Here is a 16,480-nt window from a genome sequence, read left to right on the forward strand (position 1 = left end):
CGTTCGCAGCGAGGAACTCCTGTGATCGCTGACATGACCCAAGCCGTCACCAAAACACCAAATCGATTAACTTTCAGACGGAAGTTTTATGATTATCCGGTTCAAGTCGATGACTCTCACCGGTCGACGTATCCAATATAGTCAACGGGGTGCGGCGGACTTGCGCTACTGCTTTGGTAAGAGCAAAGCGGGCGAGCGCAATGCCGCAGCCATGTCGCCCGACCGCCCACGTGTTGGACGGAGACTGTAGTCGAACAGGCAGCGAGCGCTGCTAGGTATGCCGCTTGCGAGACCAGTAGGATCCTTCCACCATGTCGTGTCATGTCCACCGTACTGCTCATCGACGATGACCTTGAAAACCGATGCGCGCTGCAACTGGCATTGGAGAGTCGCGGACACCGTGTTGTGCTCGCGGAGAACGGTTGGGACGCACTGCAGAAGGCCCACACGGATTTTCCGGAACTCGTTATCACCGATTTGGAGATGCCGGAAATGGACGGCAAGGAGCTTTGCCGGCGTCTGAAGTGTCAGGCGGTGTTTTCCGGCTTACCGGTGGTGCTGCTGTCGGCTATGCCGGAACCTACGGGAGAGTTTCGCTGCTGGACAGCGTTCCTGCGAAAGCCGGCCTCGATAGCGGCGTTGCTTGACACCGTCGACAGGTTCATTGCAGCGCGCCTGACCTATGCGCGGGCGCCACGCGACTCCGAGTACCCCGCCGCGGCGCGCTGGCGAGCCATCGATTCGCGATGCTGGCCCTAAGCCCAAGCTGTCGGCATGCCAAGCCACACGTTACACACGCAGCCAGGCGGTGTTTGCTGGACGGCCGGTCCCGTTCTTAGCGGATGGCCTGCAAAGCGGCGAGATTGCTCAAACCCGGGTTGAGCCATCCACCTGGGTTTTCAGATTTGACTGGAATGATGCAACGGTCGTGACCCATCACATCGTCAGCAATGAGCCCGTACAGGAACCGTCGCTACAGAGCAGCGCCTGCACGCTGACACAAGGTAAAAGATGGCAAGAGATTTCGATCCCCTTCTCGCGGGCGGCAACAGCACACGCTTATTGTTCGCCACTTCCTCCGGGCATGCGTCATGCTGCACGCAGGTCAGAGATGGAAAAGCAGGTCCGAACGGGAGACGATCATGAAGTTGATAATGGCAGGAATCAGCGCAATTTCCATCATCGCTAGCGCTTGCGCATTTGCGCAGACCAACACCGGCAACGCTGCGCCAGCACACCGTGATACTCAAAACGCGCAGCCGGGTGCCGCTGGCCAGAGCATGGGCCGTGCTGCGGACGCCGGCAACAGCAAGCCCGCCAGTGGCACATTGATGCAGAAGCGTGAGCAGGCGATGTCGCCTCAAGGCGCGTCAAACTCGAACGCAACTGGCGCGATGAAACAATAATGGCGACGCGAGACCCCGATGGCGGCGACTGGCACCTTGGTTCTTCCCGCTTCAGCCGTTGCGATCCTTGCTGCGCGGTCGGGCACTTCCAGGCCGAATGCCGTGAGCCGGAGTTCGTCCGCGCAACTCCATCCTGGTCTGATATGACGGCGAAGCGTGCACGCGCGCGTTTTCTCGATGAGATCTGACCGGGTTCTAATGATCGAGGCTGATCGCGCGCATGGAGCAGCACGAACCGAATAGGTAATCGGGGCGCGCACCCTTGCTATTGCCACGATGCCGCGGATTTGCTTCATGCAGTCGTGGTCGGTCTGTGAGGACCGGCGATGGAATAGGCGCGTCTCGGCAGGTGTAAAACCACCAGCAGATCCCCCGCCCACATAATTCGTGGCATGCCCGTTACCAAGCCTGGCTCGCCTGCTACGCCCGGCGCGGCAGACGTACGGCGAATGCGGTCTCTTCTTTATCTGAGCGCGCCTCGATCGCGCCGTGATGCGCCTTGGCGATTTCGCTCGCGATATACAGCCCGAGCCCAAGGCTGCCTTGCGCGTCCTCGTTGATTTTTCGCTCGGGACCTCGCTGAAGAGGATCAAAGATGCGCTCCAGCAACAGTCCCTCGATGGCTGGTCCGCTATTGCAGACTTCGAAGCGCACCTCGGCCTCCTCGCCAGTCACCACGACGCGCACGGGCGCGTCTCGCGCGCCATATCTGAGCGCATTCAGAACGAGATTGCCGAGCAGTTGCTGCAGACGCGGACCGTCCCAGACACCCTGAACGTCACCGTGCACCTCGAGCTCGATCTGCCGGTCTGGATGGACTGCGCGCAACTGGTCCAGCTCATCAGTGAACACGTTCGTCAGATCAACGGCAGCAGGTATGACGTTAATACCTAGCCCGAGCCTTGTTCGGTTGAAATCGCACAGATCATCCAGAAGTGCCTGCATCCGGGCGCCGCTGCGCACCAGACGGGCTGCAGCTTCTGAAACGCGCTCCCCCGCATTGAGCGCGGACAGATAGGAAGCTGTCACCTGGATCGTCTGCAGCGGGCTCCGCATGTCGTGTCCGAGCATCCCAAGCAACAGATTGCGAGCCTGATCGACTTGTGTGCTGAAAAACCCGAGTGATTCGGCCAGCGCCTGATCGATGGCCTCGTTGAAGCGGATGATGTCATCCAGATGAGGCGCATCGGGCTGACACTCATCCATCCACAAACGCAGCACGCTTGCACGCAAAGCGCGGTATTCCGCGGCCAGCTGGATGATGTTGAAACCGCCTCGAGCGCGCAGGACCGCATGGGATTGCGCAGCTGTCTCCGGCGCATCCGTCAGCCGGGGTGCCCTCCCCAAGGATTTTTCGTGCTGCGCTTCCCTGGTCTGCGAAGTCTGCAAATCCCTCGCTACTGCTTCCAGAATCTGCTGCGCGTGGTCGCGCAACGCGAGGGTGCCCATGTTGCCAGCGGCTGGCAGCAGCGTGGCGGCAAACGCCTCCCACTGCGCCAGAATGGGCTCCATTTCCTGCACGATAAAATCGGACAGTCGCATGCCTACTCCGGCGAAGAAATTGAGGAGATTTTTAGCCGAACCGATATTACGCGCCAGTTCGTCGCGGGATCCATCGGGTTTACACCGTCTTGGACTACCTGGAGGTAGTCCATGTACTTGTAATGAACCGCCTGGATTTTCTGGACAGTGGTGAGCGTTCGTGTCCGGCCTTTCATGAAACGCCACAACGATTCGCCGCACGCCCCTGAGCGGGGAGAACTGGAGCGGCAGGTCGAATCGCTTCGACGCGATATCCGCCAATTGCAGCTTGAACACGACATCCTGGAGAAGACCAATCAATTGCTAAAAGAGACCTGGGCGTCAACCTGCAACTCCTGACCGACCGGGAGAAGGCGTCGCTGGCCGGGGTGGCTCTCACGTATGCGCGACGCGAAGCTGATTCGGTCGATGTCGCGCAAAGGGTGCTCGCCCGACAATGCTGCCCACGCAGTCTCCGACGGCTCTTTCTCTTTAGACCTGACGCTTAGGTGATCCGATGTCCGTACGGCCCCTGCTTTTCGAGTTCTACTCTCTAGGGTACTGTGGCCGTCAAGCGGAGGCACCGGTTTACCAGAACCGACGGGCAAGCGATTGGATCGAAACGCGTGACCAACATCCCGCTGCATCTTCCTCTGATCGCGAATGGCCGGCCTGCACGCCAATCCCTCTCTCGTTGCGTCCGTAGGCGAGACGTCTGTCAACCGAAGCGCGCGTGCAGCCAGTCCTGCGCCCAGTTCTTCGCATAGGCTATCGCGTCCTCGCGTGCGTCGAAGCCTGCCAGATCGCCACTCGAATGAATCTCGTACCCGGTGCCGTCGGCACGGCTGCCGCTGATGCGTGCGTGGGCCATGTACTCGCCGTCGGCCCGCCGGGGGGTCGGGTCGATAACGATCAGGGTGGAATTGAAGCGCATGGTATTCCTTTGGGGTTATCGCTCGATTGCGACTGTCGCAGAGGGGCGTCGAAAAGCGCGATCTAGGTGCTCAGCATGGCCATGATTTGTCCGGCCTCGCGATCCGAATCGCAGCTTTCCATGCCGCGTTCGCATAGAAGCGCACGAATCGACATGAACATCAGAAACGCGCCCGCATCGATCTCGTGACGGCGGTCATGGATGAGACCATCCAGTTCGCCCTGCGCGCCGGGCGGCAGAAACCGATCGACGATGTCACCACCATCGCACCGAATCCATTTCAGCAGGTCGTTTCTTTCCATACCACACTCCAATGATTGCAACGGCTCTGAGTCAACCACCAGCGGATGAAGTTCGAGCCCGCGGTAGAGACGGAGAACCGGTTGTGATCGGTACCTTTGAGGCCGTCTCATTGTGTAGCGGAAAAGACGGAGCGTAGCGACGTGGCCACTGCGTCCGCTCCCGTTCAGGAGGTCGGCCACGTTTCGGTTTTGGGTGAAAGCGGATCTCCGGTTCCGTCGGGTAAGCAGCTTGGCGACGCGAGGACCGGTCGCAGGTCGAGTGACCATTTCATGCTACGCCCATTGATGGATTTGTACAGAAAAACCCGTGCTCCAGGCGCCGTCAGAGAAGCACAGGGAACATGCAAGTCAACCCGGCACTTACGTACCGCAGCGCCGGTAGGCGGCGGCGATCCGAAGATCCACATCGGGCTGCCTCTCTTCTCAGGCTCATCATGTGGCGACGCAGAATGCGCCTCTGACATGCGCGGCAAGCAGTCTCGACGTCAACAATTCAACCACGGCGAAACGAAGCGCGCGAAACTGCATTGCAGCCCCGTTCGCCCTTTTTGGCGGAAATCGATTCACCCTTTCGTCAGGTAATAAGGAGTTCCAGCGTTACCCGACCGCCTGCGAGGAGACCAATGCGGTGTTTGCGCCTCTGGCACGACGCGGACGCATCCGCGACCACGCGATTGCCGAGCGTGACATGCAACAGCTATCCGGACCGGCTTCATTTCGGGGGTACGTGTTCGTCGCGGAACAGTTGGGAGGGCGTGGCCCGATTGGGCGACGAGACGGCGTGAGCCAGCGACGCCAATTGCTGCTCGACTTGCTGGTCTGCGGTAGGTTTTTGCAGCCGGCCACATCGAATCTTCGGGGAAGGCAAAATCGCGAATCGTTCGGGAGGATGATCGCCGGCGAGCGTCCCGAGCAGCACGTCGATCGCAGCCCTGTCCCGCTATTGCGGCAGCCGCCTTTTATGTGGGAGCGACGATCAGATCGGCCATCAGGCACACAGCAATTCGTCGCACGATCGAGCACATCGATGGATGCTGTCCGTCAGCGGCGTTTTCATATGTCAACGACCGAAGCGCCGCTCACCTTTCCGTCGACGATGTCCTTTCCCTGCTGCCGGGCGGCTCGCCTTGCCGTACCGAAGTCAGAGAATGTATGCGTTTGGTTCAGCCTGAAGACCCGGCTTGCGGAGGGAATTGCTGTCGCCGCCGGACGACATATCCGTACTGCAATTTCGTAACCTTCCGCGTAACGGGAATGTCCGTCAAAGCGACTGAATGTGCGGGGAAAGACAAGGGGATGAAGTTCGTACCCCTTGTAGAGAAGAATCGGGTGTGTCGACATGTTGGTCACTCCACAGGGTATGGCTCACTATACGCTGGAACGGGTTACATCGGGCGGCGCAGACGCTGAGACTGTTACCAGAATTGTATTGACCGATAGTACTGTCGCGCGTACCTTGAAACGTGGGGTCGGCAAAGCGGGGCACTGCCCGGATTGTCATAGCGTTGGCTTAGATGGCCGGCGACGGCTGCCTGCCCAGTTCCACCTCTGCGCTTACGTTGCAAACCCTTCAAGAACACCACGATCAACAGCGTCTGCTTGCCACGCGCGATGAGGCTGGCCAAGGATACGGGAGCGACCCACTTCGTGAGTTCGGGACAGTGCAGTGCCCGATCGGACAAACGTGAGCGGAATGCCGGGTGAGGGAACGCTTGCGGATGTTAAGCACGAAGCTCGGGCATCCGCGTACCGGACAGCTAGCCAGGAAACTTCGTTCCGGTCGCCTCGTCGGTGTGGCTCGGGGGCGTATCTCCTTCGGCCAAACCTGCACAACGATCAAAAACGTGCTGCTTGCTGCGGCCAAAAGGAGTGACCTGATGACAACCATTCGCCATTATCGCGGCCTCGATATTTCCCTACTCGTGTATCCGCATCGCACGACTCAACCAGGATATGGTCACAATTACGAGGAAGGATTCGATGCGTCGATTCGCATCAGCGACCCGGATTCCATGACGGACAACCCGCGAAGTCGCTTATTCCGTGTGCCCGGCAAGAGGCCCTTCGTGAATGCCGGCGACGCAAGGCGCGCGTCGGTGGCCTACGCCGAAATGCTGATTGATACTGACGGCTTTGATCGCACCATTCTGGAATCCCCTGAGCGCTAGAGCCAGAACCCGAGTCTATGCAGAAGGTACCCGTGTTCGCGCGCGCCAGCGGCACGCCATCAACAATGTGTGTGATAAAGAAGTTGACCTTCTGATCGTCAGTCGCCACATGCTCGGCAGGCTATGCCAGTGCGACCGCATTGCTGCCAGTTCCGGTCATCGCCTCCTCAGGCGTCGACCACGAAGTAGATACCGTCATGCCCGAAGGGAAGCCATGTCCATTCCATCTCGGCCGCATAGTGACCGACGGGTGATTGCCGTCCGCCCGCGCCTGCGTTCACACTTCGACCCATTCTGAAAGCTCAAGAGCGTCGTCGACTTCCATGCCGTGCGTAGCATGCCGAAGACGTCGATAGAGAAAATCCAGAAGTTCGCACTGAGCGCGGCTCAAACCGAAAGGTAACCGATCGATCGCGCGCGCCTTATTGCATGCGTCCTGATGCCTGAGATGCGTTGAGCGTGCAGATCTGGGGCATCGCCGTTAACCGCGCGTGTCGACCCAGTTGCGTGCCCAGCGTGTCGAGTGCTGCAACGCCTGCTCCTCACTCGTGAAGTAATCGAGCGAATAGAACTGGTAGCGGCCGTCCGCGCGCCCGCTATCGGCGCGTTCTAGCAGCAGGTTGGAGGAAAAACTGCCGTCGGGCAAACGATGCGCCGAGGGCTGGACGGCATAGCCGTTGTATTGTTGAATTTGTTTGTTCTGCATTTTAGTTTTAATAATGTCGAGTGCGCGCGTGCCTTGCGAAATGTGCACAGGTACGCCGATTCAAAGGCATCTCAGGCCGAATCTGAAGCAGTCGGAAAGCGAAGACGTGGCGCTAATGCCAGAGGGGAAAATGAGTGCAATGAGACGTATGGCGCTTGGCCAGCTGCCGGCGAAACCGATGCAGCCAGGAGCGAACGCGCCACTTCAGGAAACAACGCTCCGTAAGGATGTCCCTGCAACCCGGCGTCCGTTGCGGAACGCCGGGCTCTTCAAACTTTACAGCGGCTTGATGTTAGCTGCCTGCAGACCCTTCGGGCCTTGCTTCGTTTCGAAGCTCACCTTCTGATTTTCAGCCAGCGTCTTGAAGCCGTCGCCGCTGATTTCGGAGAAGTGAGCGAAAAGGTCGTCACCGCCCTTGTCCGGGGTGATGAAGCCAAAACCTTTGCTATCGTTGAACCACTTAACGGTACCGGTATCCATGAAGAATCCTTGAGAAAAAACGGGAAAATGTGCTCCGTTGAAGAGCGTATGAAGCGTCAAGGAGGGAGAGGACAACGAATACCGCTGAGGAGCGAGCAATTGATGAACAGCAATCGAACTTCTTGAACTTCATGCGGCACCTTAACCGCCGAGTGGTACCAGCGTCAATACTTATCTTGTAACTGTTTCACGGGGCGGGGCCGTTTTGCAGACGAAGCGATCCAAAGACCGGGTGCGCTGCACGAAGCTGCGAACCGGCACGCCTCGATCGATTTACGGATTGGCATACGATTTCGCTGTGCCTACATCTGCGAACGTCTCAAGCTGGACACAACGCATACACCTTCTGAATTTTTGAATTCGCGCAGTCACAGCTGCTACTGCGCCATCTGCAGATCCACGATCGCCGCGGCGAGAAACCGAGCTGCTTCGCCGCCCGTGACGACCCGATGGTCGAACGTCAGACTAAGCGGCAAGATCCGATGCACGGCCGGAACGCCACTTACCGCCACGACCTGCTCGTGAATGCGCCCCGCTCCGAGGATCGCGACAGTGGGCGGCACGACCACGGGAGCTGCGTATTTGCCGGCGATCATGCCGAAGTTCGACAACGTGATCGTATTGCCGCGCAGTTCCTCCGGTGGAATCTTGCGTGCCCGGATGTCGACACGCATCCGGTCGAGGCCGCCGCGCAGATCCGCTGCGTTGCGGTGCGCAACGTCGCGCAATACCGGTACAAAGAGGCCATCCGGTAGATCGACGGCGATGCCGAGGTCGATCTTTTCCAGTACGTGGCGCCGTCCCGCATGTCCGTCGAACCATGCGTTGAGCCCGGGTTCGGCGCTGCATCCTGCTACCAGCGCACGGATCAGGCGGATCGTCACATCGGTATGTGGCGGCCACTCATGAATGTCGGCGTCGTCGATGACGGTCGCGGCCGCCACTTCGCTCTGCGCGCGCGCCATGTTCTGCGCCATCGCGCGCCGCACGCCGCGCAGCACTTCGGGCGGACCGAGCTGAGCGAGTATCTTCGCGACGCGCTGCACGTCAGCCGCCGTGATGACACCCTCCGCCCCCGACGGTGTCACCATCGCAAGATCGACATCAAGCTTGCGCGCGAGCGCCCGCACCGCCGGGATCGCCTTGATTGTGCCGACACCCGTGCCCGGGCTGCCGCCGAGCGCCGCCGGCGCTTCGTGCACCACATGCTGGCCGACCTCCATATGACCGACCACGGTACCGGCATCGGCTTCGTCGGCCGCTCCTTCGAATGCGACGAGCGGCGCCCCCAGATGCACGATATCGCCGGGCTGGCCGAACAGCTTCGCGACTCGACCGGATTGAGGCGACGGAATATCGACGATCGCCTTCGCCGTTTCCACCGACAGCAGCCGTTGATCCGCGCGAATGTCTTCGCCGCTCTTGACGTGCCACTCGACGATCTCCGCTTCCTGCAAACCTTCGCCGAGATCGGGCAGTTTGAAGATTTTCATGGCATCCCTACGCTTCCAGCGCCTGCCTGACCGCGCCAACGATGCGCTCAGTGCCTGGCATGTATTGATTCTCGAGTCTGTACAGCGGCACCACCACGTCATAACCGGTGACGCGCTGCACCGGTGCGAGCAGCGAGTACAGTCCGCGCTCGGCGATGTTGGCGGCGATCTCCGCGCCGACCCCTCCGGCATGCGAGCCCTCGTGCACGATCACGCAGCGTCCGGTTTTCGCCACCGACGCGAGAATGGTGTTCATGTCGAGCGGCTTGAGCGTCGCCACGTCGATCACCTCGGCCATTACGCCTTCCTGCGCGAGCAGATCGGCCGCGGCCTGCACGTCTTGCAACGCGCCTCCCCAACTCACCAGTGTGACGTCTGCCCCATCGCGCAACGTAAAGCAACTGTCGAGCGGCAGCGCTTCGCCGTCATCCTCCACCGGCTGCCTGAAGAGCCGGTACAGCCGCGTCGGCTCGAAGAAGATCACCGGGTCCGGGTCCCGGATCGCCGCCAGCAGCAAGCCGTACGCGCGTGCTGGCGACGACGGCGTCACGACGCGCACCCCGGGTATGTGGGTGAACAGCGCTTCAGGGCTTTCGGAATGGTGCTCTGGTGCGTGAATGCCTGCGCCGCATGGCGCACGGATCACTAGCGGACACGTCAGTCGTCCGCGCGTTCGATGCCGCAGACGCGACGCATGATTCAGGATGTGATCGATGGTCGGATAGACAAACCCGGCGAACTGGATCTCCACAACGGGCTTAACGCCCATCGCCGCCATGCCGATCGCGCAGCCGGCTAGGGCGGTTTCGGCCAGCGGCGTGTCGATCACCCGCTGAGCGCCAAAGCGCGTCTGCAACCCGACGGTCGCGCGAAATACGCCGCCGTTCACGCCAATGTCCTCTCCGAGCAGCACAACGGCAGGGTCGTGCGCCAGTTCATATGCGAGCGCCTGATTGAGGGCCTCGACCAGGTTGAGGTCAGCCATCGCCGTTCCCCTTAGCCGGCGCGAAACGTTGCGCCATCGCCAGTTGCTCACGCATCGCTGCGGGCAACGCCTCATACAGGTGATCGAACATCGCGGATGGGCCCGCAGGCGGTATCGCCAGGTACGCGTCGACGGCCTGCTCGACCTGCGCACGGCACGCCTTACCGAGTTCCTCGTCCTGCGCCTTGGTCCAGACGTTCACGTGCATCAGGTAGGTGCGCAAACGAAGCAGCGGTTCGTATTCCCATTGCTTGCCGATGACCTCGGCGTCGCGATAGCGCGTCGCGTCATCGGCCGTCGTGTGATCACCAAGGCGATAGCTGAGCGCCTCGATCAGCGTCGGGCCATCGCCGCGGCGAGCCTTGGCGAGCGCCGCGTGGACAACCTGATGCACGGCGATCACGTCGTTGCCGTCGACCTGCAGCCCCTCTATTCCTGCAGCGATCGCTTTTTGCGCGAGCGTTTGCGCAGCGCTCTGGTGGCTGCGTGGTACCGAAATCGCCCACTGGTTGTTATTGACGACGAGCACAAGCGGCGCCTGCCAGACACCGGCCATGTTCATCGCCTCGTAGAAATCGCCCTTGGATGTGCCGCCGTCGCCGAAGATCGCCACCGCAACGCGCGGCTCGTGACGCAGCAGGAACGCGTAGGCTGCGCCGGCCGCATGGCACACCTGTGTGCCGATCGGCACACAGTTCGGAAAATCGTTACGGGGCACGCTGAAATCGCTGCCGCGCTCGTCGCCGCCCCAATACAGGAGACTTTCCGTCATCGTGACGCCGCGCAGCAATTGCGCGGCGTGATCGCGATACGAAGGGAACAGCACGTCGTCGGGCTGCATCGCGCTGGCGACACCGACACCGATCGCCTCCTGGCCGACCGACGACGCAAAGGTGCCGAGCTTGCCGGTACGCTGCAGCGCGACCGCCTTCGTGTCGAACGCCCGTGTCAGCACCATCGCGCGATAGAGCGGAATCAGCGCCGCCGGGTCACGTGCGAAGGCTGGCAATGACTGGACAGGCTCGCCATCGGGGCCAAGGTATTGCGTATAGCCGATATGAAAGCTGACAGCCGTCGTCATGTCCGCCCCCCCATGTTCTTTCAGATTTCAAATACGTGCCGGAGTTCGCGCGCGAGCGCTACCGCGCTCGTGCCGTCAGAGTTCGGCGCGTACCAACTTGAGTTTAGGCAAGGGAAACACGTACAGGGGGCCAATTCCTCGCCGCCTCAACCACACGCGGCACGGCAACCAGGAATACGGACGCCCGATTGTCGCAATGCAGCAGCGGGCGGCCGGTTGCGCGGCCCCGGAAGCAGACGGGAATTGGGCCGGCATCCCGCCGGCCGCGGCCGCTCTAGGCGAATATCGGCCGGGCAGAATCGGACGAAGACCGGAACGCGCTCGCTCAGAGCACCTTGCATCCAGCGAGGAAGATGCGGACCGCCTCACGCGCGATTCTGTTGCGCTCCGATGCGCCGGGGCGCCTCCTGGTGGCGCCAAGCAGCAGCCGCGCGCGGACTCCGCCGAGTACCAGGTGTAGAAACTGCTCGGTAGCCAGCGCAACGTCATCGAGTTGCAATGCGCCATCGGCGACTGCCGAACGAAGATAGTCCGAAAGCGGCTCCATGCCGCGTAGTTCACCCGCCTTGTTGTAATACCCGCTGATGAGTTCGGGAAAACGATAGGCCTCGGTCAGAAGCAGGCGATGCAATGCGATCATGTCAGGCCGCGTGCACACATCCAGCAGATGGAGCGCGACCTTCTCGAGGACGTGCTCCGGACGGCGCGCATCGAGCACGATATCGCCGAGCTGCGTGATCCATGAACGACGCAGCGTCTCGACGATTGCGCTGAACAGGGCCGCCTTGCTGCCGAATCGATCGTACAGCGTTTTTTTTGCAATACCCGCCTCTCGCGCGATGCCTTCAAGGCTGGTCTCGCGATATCCAGCGGCAAGAAAATGGCGCTGCGCAACATCGAGCAGGCGCTGCAGACGAATTTCGGACTCTCGCAGCGTAGGACGCCCGCCTGATCGGATAGGTTGAGTCTGTGTTTCGCGCGTCACGATCCAGGCCTATTGACAATGTCTACCGACGGCGGAAACTATACCGGCGCGTTTCCGTCAAGCTACCTGGGACTCGGGGCGAGGTCAATGGTCGATTTCTTTATCGAGCGTCCGATCTTCGCATCGTCGATCGCCATCATCATGGTGCTCGCGGGGCTCATTGCCTGGTTCAACCTGCCGGTGGAGCGGTTTCCGCAGATCACGCCGCCACAGGTTCTGGTCAAGTCGACCTATACGGGTGCGAGCGCGCAGGTCGTGGCGGACACCGTCACCGCGCCGCTCGAAGAGCAGATCAACGGCGTGCCGGGTATGAGCTACCTGTCGTCGGTGAGTGCCAACGATGGCACGTCCACGATCACCGTCACGTTCAACGTCGGCTACAACATCGACATCGGCGCGGTCGACGTGCAGAACCGCATCTCGCAGGCGACGGCGCAGCTTCCCAGCATCGTCAATCAGGCCGGCATCACCATCCAGAAGCAGAACCCGAACTTTGTTCTGGCGGTGAATCTCTATTCGCCAGACGGCTCGATCGATCCTGTCACCCTCAGCAACTACGCTTATCTCCAACTCGTCGACTCGCTCAAGCGCCTGCCCGGCGTGAGCGATGTCACGATCTTCGGCGAACGCCGCTACTCGATGCGCATCTGGCTCGACCCCAACAAGCTCGCCGCGCTCGGCATGACAGCCAGCGATGTCCAGCATGCGATCGCCGAACAGAATGTGCAGGTCGCCGCAGGCAAGTTCGGCGAGGCGCCGGCGCCGGCGGGCACGACGTTTCAATACCAGATCAACACCCACGGCCAGTTGGCGGACGCGCAGCAATTCGGCAATATCGTGCTGCGCGCCGGCACGGCGAGCGACGCAACTGTGTATCTGCGCGACGTGGCGCGCATCGATCTGGGCGCACTTCAGTACACCTCTAGCGCCTCCGTGAACGAACACCCGGCGGCGCTGCTCGCCGTCTTCCAGTTGCCGAGCGCTAATGCGCTCGACCTCGACCAGCGTGTCAAGGCCACGATGCAGACGCTTGCAAAGCGCTTCCCGAAAGGGATGGCGTGGGGCATCACCTACGACACCACCATGTTCGTGTCCGCCTCGATGGTCGAGGTGATGAAGACGCTGACCTTTGCGCTGCTGCTGGTGCTGGGCGTCGTGTTCCTGTTCCTGCAGAGCTGGCGGACCACGTTCATTCCGATGATCGCCATTCCAGTGGCGCTCATCGGCACCCTCGCGATCATGCTGGTGCTCGGCTTTTCGCTGAACACGGTCAGCCTGCTCGGCATGGTCCTCGCTATCGGCCTCGTCGTGGACGATGCGATCGTCGTGGTCGAGAATGTCGAACGCCAACTCGAGAGCGGGCTTACGCCCATGGCTGCGGCCAAGGCGGCGATGCGGGAAGTGACGGGGCCGATCGTTGCCACCTCGGCAGTGCTCGGCGCCGTGTTCGTGCCGATCGCCTTCCTGCCGGGCGTGACGGGCCGTCTCTACAATCAGTTTGCGTTGACCATCGCCATTTCGGTGGCGCTCTCGGCGTTCAATTCCCTGACGCTCAGTCCGGCGCTCTGCGCGTTGCTGTTGCGACGGGACCGGCCGCCACGCTTCATCCTGTTTCGCAAGTTCAATCAAGGCTTTAACTGGGCGCGCAGCCACTACGCGAATTCGCTGCGCGGCTTGATCCGGCTGCGCTGGCTCGCGCTGGCGGTCTTCGCGTGTGGCCTGGGTGTGACCTGGCTGCTCCATTCGACGATCCCTTCCGCCTTTTTGCCGGTTGAAGATCCCGGCTATTTCTATGTGATTACGCGACTCCCGTATGGCGCTTCGCTGCAACGCACCGAGGCCGTAATGGAGCAGACCCGCGCGATCCTGAGGGCGACGCCCGGCGTGGCGAACGTGCTGTCCATCAGCGGTCTGAATTTCATCACTCGCAGCACGACGTCGAACAGTGCGGCCCAGTTTGTGATCCTGAAGCCGTGGGACGAGCGAGGTGCGAAGCAGAGCGTCGCCAACCTCATCGCCACGGTACAGCCGAAGCTCAATCAGATTCCGGAGGCGGTGGCGCTTGCACTGATTCCACCGACTATTGCCGGCCTCGGCACCTTCGGCGGCTTCGATTTCGAAATCGAGGACCTGAGCGGCCGGGGCAGTGCCGCACTCGGCGAGGCGACCCAGGCCTTTCTCGCCCAGGCGCGGCAACAGCCTGAACTCGAGCGGCGCACCCTGCTCACCAGCTACAACACGTCGACGCCGCAATACGATTTCAATCTCGACCGCGTGAAGGCGAAGCTGCTCGGGCTCAACCTGAGCGATGTGTTCAATACGATGCAGATCTATCTCGGCTCGCTGTACGTGAACAATGTGACGCTGTTCGGCCGCACCTTCGAGGTGTTGCTCGAGGCCGACGACAACGCCCGCGGGAACCGCAGCGACCTGTCGCGGCTCTACGTGCGCAACGCCGCGGGAAGCATGGTGCCGCTGGGCACGCTCGGCCGGCTCGAACCGACGGTGGGGCCGGACACGGTGCCTCATTACAACCTCTACGGTGCCGCGGAGATCACCGGCAGTGCGGCGCCGGGCTACAGTTCGGGCCAGGCGATCGCGGCGATGGAGCGCGCGGCGCGCGTTTTGCCGGCGGATTTCGGCTATGACTGGACGGGCATTACCTATCAGGAGCTGCAGGCCGGCTCGGTCGCGGGCCTGGTCTTCGCGCTCGCGCTGTCCTTCGTGTTCCTGTTCCTCGCCGCGCAATACGAGAGCTGGACGTTGCCGTTCACCATCATCCTCACGGTGCCGCTAGCCCTGTTCGGCGCGCTGGGGCTGCTGTGGCTGCGCCACATGCAGGTCGACATCTATGCGCAGATCGGTTTCGTCCTGCTGATCGGGCTGGCGGCGAAGAACGCGATCCTGATCGTCGAATTTGCCAAGCGGCGCCGCGAAGCCGGCCTCGATATCGTCGCGGCGGTGACCGAGGCGGCCCGCCTGCGTCTGCGCCCGATCCTCATGACCGCGTTCGCGTTCATCTTTGGCGCCGTCCCATTGATGATCGCCTCCGGCGCGGGCGCCGCGAGCCGCCGGTCGATCGGGACGACGGTGGTAGGCGGCATGCTCGCCGCCACCCTGCTCAGCCTGGGATTCGTGCCGATCTTCTACACGGTGATCGAGCACTTGCGTGAGGCCGTGCTCAAACGTATCGGTCGCGCGCCTCGCGATGGCGGCGAGGCGGCGTCCGGGGATTGATCGGGGAGCAACGGCGCAATGAGAGTCGGCAAACTTCGCGTTGTAGCCACAGGCCTGGCGATCGCCGTAGTCGTCTGCGTCCTGTCGTTCACAGGTGGGGGAGCGCGACAGGCTACCGGCAGCCCGCCCGCGCCGGACCCAGCCGCCCCCACCGAGGTGCCCGTAACCCAGGTGGTCGAGCAGACCGTGCCGGTTTACCTCGAATATGTCGGCACCACGGACGCGATCCGCACCGTCACGCTTCAGGCGCAGGTGACCGGCTACCTGGCGAAGCAGGGGGTGTCCGATGGCTCGGACGTGAGCAAGGGCACACTCCTGTATGAGATCGATCCGCGCAGTTATCAGGCGGCGCTCGATCAGGCGAGGGCGCAGGCGGCAAAGGATGCGGCGGCGCTCGAATATGCCATCGCCAGCCATCGCCGCAATACGCTGATGAGCGAGACGGGCGACGTGTCGATCGATACGCTGCAGCAGTCCGCGAGCACCGAGCATCAGGACCTGGCCGCGCTCGCGGCGGATCGTGCGCTGATCGAGACGGCGCTGCTCAATCTCGACTTTACGAAGATCCGCGCGCCGTTCTCCGGGCGTCTCAGCCTGAGTCAGGTGCATGAAGGTGCGCTCATCAGCAGCACGGGGACCCAGCTCAACACCCTCGTGCAGCTCGACCCGATCTATGCCACCTTCAATCCGCCGGACACCGATCTCGCCACTATCCAGCAGGATCAGGCGAAGGGGACCATCGCGGCCGAGGTCATCGTCGGTCAGGGCGCGAGCCCGCAGTACCGTGGCAGGCTCACGTTTCTCGACAACAACGTGGGGCGCAGCAGCGGCACCATCACCGCGCGCGCGACCGTCGAGAACCCGGATCACACGTTGCTGCCGGGGCAATTCATCCGCGTGCGCCTGCACGTCGCGGACGCACCCAACACGCTGCTGGTGCCACAAGTGGCCGTCGGCTCCAACCAGCTTGGCAAATACGTCTACGTCGTCGGCGCAGACAAGCGGGTCGAGCAGCGCTACGTGACCCTCGGCTCGGACTACGGGCCACTTGTCGCGGTCAGGAAGGGCGTCGTTCGGGACGATTCGGTCGTGGTCGGCAATCTCCTCAAGCTCAGCCCCGGCATGGCCGTGAAACCGGTTGCGGCGAAGCCTTCGTAAACGGCCCTTAACATGAGGAGCGCG

Annotated in this window: 15 protein-coding genes and 1 pseudogene; 6 read left to right on the plus strand and 10 right to left on the minus strand. The window is 61.8% G+C overall.

What is annotated here, in order from left to right; genetic code table 11:
* The first annotated feature begins 321 nt into the window (after window positions 1-321).
* Together OKW26_RS01645 and OKW26_RS01650 are read left to right on the plus strand one after the other, a co-directional pair.
* Window positions 322-759 (plus strand): response regulator, encoded by a 438-nt coding sequence (locus OKW26_RS01645; RefSeq protein WP_429352458.1) that lies wholly within the window; start codon window positions 322-324, stop codon window positions 757-759.
* Between the two features lie 383 nt (window positions 760-1,142).
* On the plus strand, window positions 1,143-1,406 hold the full coding sequence (locus OKW26_RS01650) for a hypothetical protein (RefSeq protein WP_184052165.1): 264 nt from the start codon (window positions 1,143-1,145) through the stop codon (window positions 1,404-1,406).
* A 420-nt stretch (window positions 1,407-1,826) separates the two neighbouring features.
* On the opposite strand, the gene OKW26_RS01655 is transcribed toward OKW26_RS01650, so the two are convergent.
* The gene (locus tag OKW26_RS01655) at window positions 1,827-2,948 is read right to left on the minus strand and encodes a sensor histidine kinase (RefSeq protein ID WP_429352459.1); all 1,122 of its coding nucleotides are present in this window, start codon (window positions 2,946-2,948) and stop codon (window positions 1,827-1,829) included.
* A gap of 174 nt (window positions 2,949-3,122) precedes the next feature.
* Between OKW26_RS01655 and OKW26_RS01660 the strand changes: the two are divergent.
* Window positions 3,123-3,310, plus strand: a pseudogene (locus OKW26_RS01660) (IS3 family transposase); the annotation flags it as partial.
* A 335-nt stretch (window positions 3,311-3,645) separates the two neighbouring features.
* Here the strand turns inward: OKW26_RS01660 and OKW26_RS01665 are convergent.
* The 3 genes from OKW26_RS01665 to OKW26_RS01675 all read right to left on the minus strand — a co-directional run bounded on the left by OKW26_RS01665 (window position 3,646) and on the right by OKW26_RS01675 (window position 5,504).
* A complete protein-coding gene (locus OKW26_RS01665) occupies window positions 3,646-3,861 on the minus strand; it encodes a hypothetical protein (RefSeq protein ID WP_018424494.1) in 216 nt (71 codons plus the stop codon).
* Window positions 3,862-3,923: 62 nt separating this feature from the next.
* Window positions 3,924-4,163, minus strand: a complete 240-nt coding sequence (locus OKW26_RS01670; protein WP_429352460.1) for a hypothetical protein — start codon at window positions 4,161-4,163, stop codon at window positions 3,924-3,926.
* 1,053 nt (window positions 4,164-5,216) lie between these two features.
* Window positions 5,217-5,504 carry a hypothetical protein gene (locus OKW26_RS01675; protein ID WP_260321258.1) on the minus strand — a complete coding sequence of 96 codons (288 nt, stop codon included), beginning with the start codon at window positions 5,502-5,504 and terminating at the stop codon, window positions 5,217-5,219.
* A gap of 536 nt (window positions 5,505-6,040) precedes the next feature.
* Between OKW26_RS01675 and OKW26_RS01680 the strand changes: the two genes are divergently transcribed.
* Window positions 6,041-6,331: a hypothetical protein gene (locus OKW26_RS01680; protein WP_429352461.1), complete on the plus strand. Its 291-nt coding sequence runs from the start codon at window positions 6,041-6,043 to the stop codon at window positions 6,329-6,331.
* A 481-nt stretch (window positions 6,332-6,812) separates the two neighbouring features.
* Here the strand turns inward: OKW26_RS01680 and OKW26_RS01685 are convergent, their stop codons facing one another.
* The 6 genes from OKW26_RS01685 to OKW26_RS01710 form a co-directional block, all read right to left on the minus strand.
* On the minus strand, window positions 6,813-7,037 hold the full coding sequence (locus tag OKW26_RS01685) for a hypothetical protein (protein ID WP_429352462.1): 225 nt from the start codon (window positions 7,035-7,037) through the stop codon (window positions 6,813-6,815).
* A gap of 276 nt (window positions 7,038-7,313) precedes the next feature.
* Window positions 7,314-7,517, minus strand: coding sequence for a cold-shock protein (locus tag OKW26_RS01690; protein ID WP_012428559.1), 204 nt, complete (start codon window positions 7,515-7,517; stop codon window positions 7,314-7,316).
* A gap of 377 nt (window positions 7,518-7,894) precedes the next feature.
* Window positions 7,895-9,010, minus strand: coding sequence for a dihydrolipoamide acetyltransferase family protein (locus tag OKW26_RS01695; protein ID WP_187611658.1), 1,116 nt, complete (start codon window positions 9,008-9,010; stop codon window positions 7,895-7,897).
* Window positions 9,011-9,017: 7 nt separating this feature from the next.
* Window positions 9,018-9,995 carry an alpha-ketoacid dehydrogenase subunit beta gene (locus tag OKW26_RS01700; protein ID WP_429352463.1) on the minus strand — a complete coding sequence of 326 codons (978 nt, stop codon included), beginning with the start codon at window positions 9,993-9,995 and terminating at the stop codon, window positions 9,018-9,020.
* Window positions 9,988-11,076: a pyruvate dehydrogenase (acetyl-transferring) E1 component subunit alpha gene (pdhA, locus tag OKW26_RS01705; protein WP_429352464.1), complete on the minus strand. Its 1,089-nt coding sequence runs from the start codon at window positions 11,074-11,076 to the stop codon at window positions 9,988-9,990. Before pdhA ends, OKW26_RS01700 begins: the two co-directional genes overlap by 8 nt.
* A gap of 325 nt (window positions 11,077-11,401) precedes the next feature.
* Window positions 11,402-12,061 carry a TetR/AcrR family transcriptional regulator gene (locus OKW26_RS01710; RefSeq protein WP_429352465.1) on the minus strand — a complete coding sequence of 220 codons (660 nt, stop codon included), beginning with the start codon at window positions 12,059-12,061 and terminating at the stop codon, window positions 11,402-11,404.
* Window positions 12,062-12,148: 87 nt separating this feature from the next.
* Here OKW26_RS01710 and OKW26_RS01715 point away from each other — a divergent pair, with 87 nt between their 5' ends.
* Entirely contained in the window at window positions 12,149-15,298 is a 3,150-nt protein-coding gene (locus OKW26_RS01715) for an efflux RND transporter permease subunit (protein ID WP_429352466.1), read from the plus strand.
* 18 nt (window positions 15,299-15,316) lie between these two features.
* Window positions 15,317-16,456, plus strand: a complete 1,140-nt coding sequence (locus OKW26_RS01720) for an efflux RND transporter periplasmic adaptor subunit (RefSeq protein ID WP_429352467.1) — start codon at window positions 15,317-15,319, stop codon at window positions 16,454-16,456.
* Window positions 16,457-16,480: the final 24 nt, after the last annotated feature.

It is taken from the genome of Paraburkholderia sp. 32, from assembly GCF_050435345.1.
GTDB classification, from domain to species: domain Bacteria; phylum Pseudomonadota; class Gammaproteobacteria; order Burkholderiales; family Burkholderiaceae; genus Paraburkholderia; species Paraburkholderia tuberum.

Bases quoted from the DNA above. Each gene is read 5' to 3' on its own strand.
- OKW26_RS01645 (WP_429352458.1), top strand. From the start codon at position 322: ATGTCCACCGTACTGCTCATCGACGATGACCTTGAAAACCGATGCGCG.
- OKW26_RS01650 (WP_184052165.1), top strand. From the start codon at position 1,143: ATGAAGTTGATAATGGCAGGAATCAGCGCAATTTCCATCATCGCTAGC.
- OKW26_RS01655 (WP_429352459.1), bottom strand. From the start codon at position 2,948: ATGCGACTGTCCGATTTTATCGTGCAGGAAATGGAGCCCATTCTGGCG.
- OKW26_RS01665 (WP_018424494.1), bottom strand. From the start codon at position 3,861: ATGCGCTTCAATTCCACCCTGATCGTTATCGACCCGACCCCCCGGCGG.
- OKW26_RS01670 (WP_429352460.1), bottom strand. From the start codon at position 4,163: ATGGAAAGAAACGACCTGCTGAAATGGATTCGGTGCGATGGTGGTGAC.
- OKW26_RS01675 (WP_260321258.1), bottom strand. From the start codon at position 5,504: ATGTCGACACACCCGATTCTTCTCTACAAGGGGTACGAACTTCATCCC.
- OKW26_RS01680 (WP_429352461.1), top strand. From the start codon at position 6,041: ATGACAACCATTCGCCATTATCGCGGCCTCGATATTTCCCTACTCGTG.
- OKW26_RS01685 (WP_429352462.1), bottom strand. From the start codon at position 7,037: ATGCAGAACAAACAAATTCAACAATACAACGGCTATGCCGTCCAGCCC.
- OKW26_RS01690 (WP_012428559.1), bottom strand. From the start codon at position 7,517: ATGGATACCGGTACCGTTAAGTGGTTCAACGATAGCAAAGGTTTTGGC.
- OKW26_RS01695 (WP_187611658.1), bottom strand. From the start codon at position 9,010: ATGAAAATCTTCAAACTGCCCGATCTCGGCGAAGGTTTGCAGGAAGCG.
- OKW26_RS01700 (WP_429352463.1), bottom strand. From the start codon at position 9,995: ATGGCTGACCTCAACCTGGTCGAGGCCCTCAATCAGGCGCTCGCATAT.
- pdhA (WP_429352464.1), bottom strand. From the start codon at position 11,076: ATGACGACGGCTGTCAGCTTTCATATCGGCTATACGCAATACCTTGGC.
- OKW26_RS01715 (WP_429352466.1), top strand. From the start codon at position 12,149: ATGGTCGATTTCTTTATCGAGCGTCCGATCTTCGCATCGTCGATCGCC.
- OKW26_RS01720 (WP_429352467.1), top strand. From the start codon at position 15,317: ATGAGAGTCGGCAAACTTCGCGTTGTAGCCACAGGCCTGGCGATCGCC.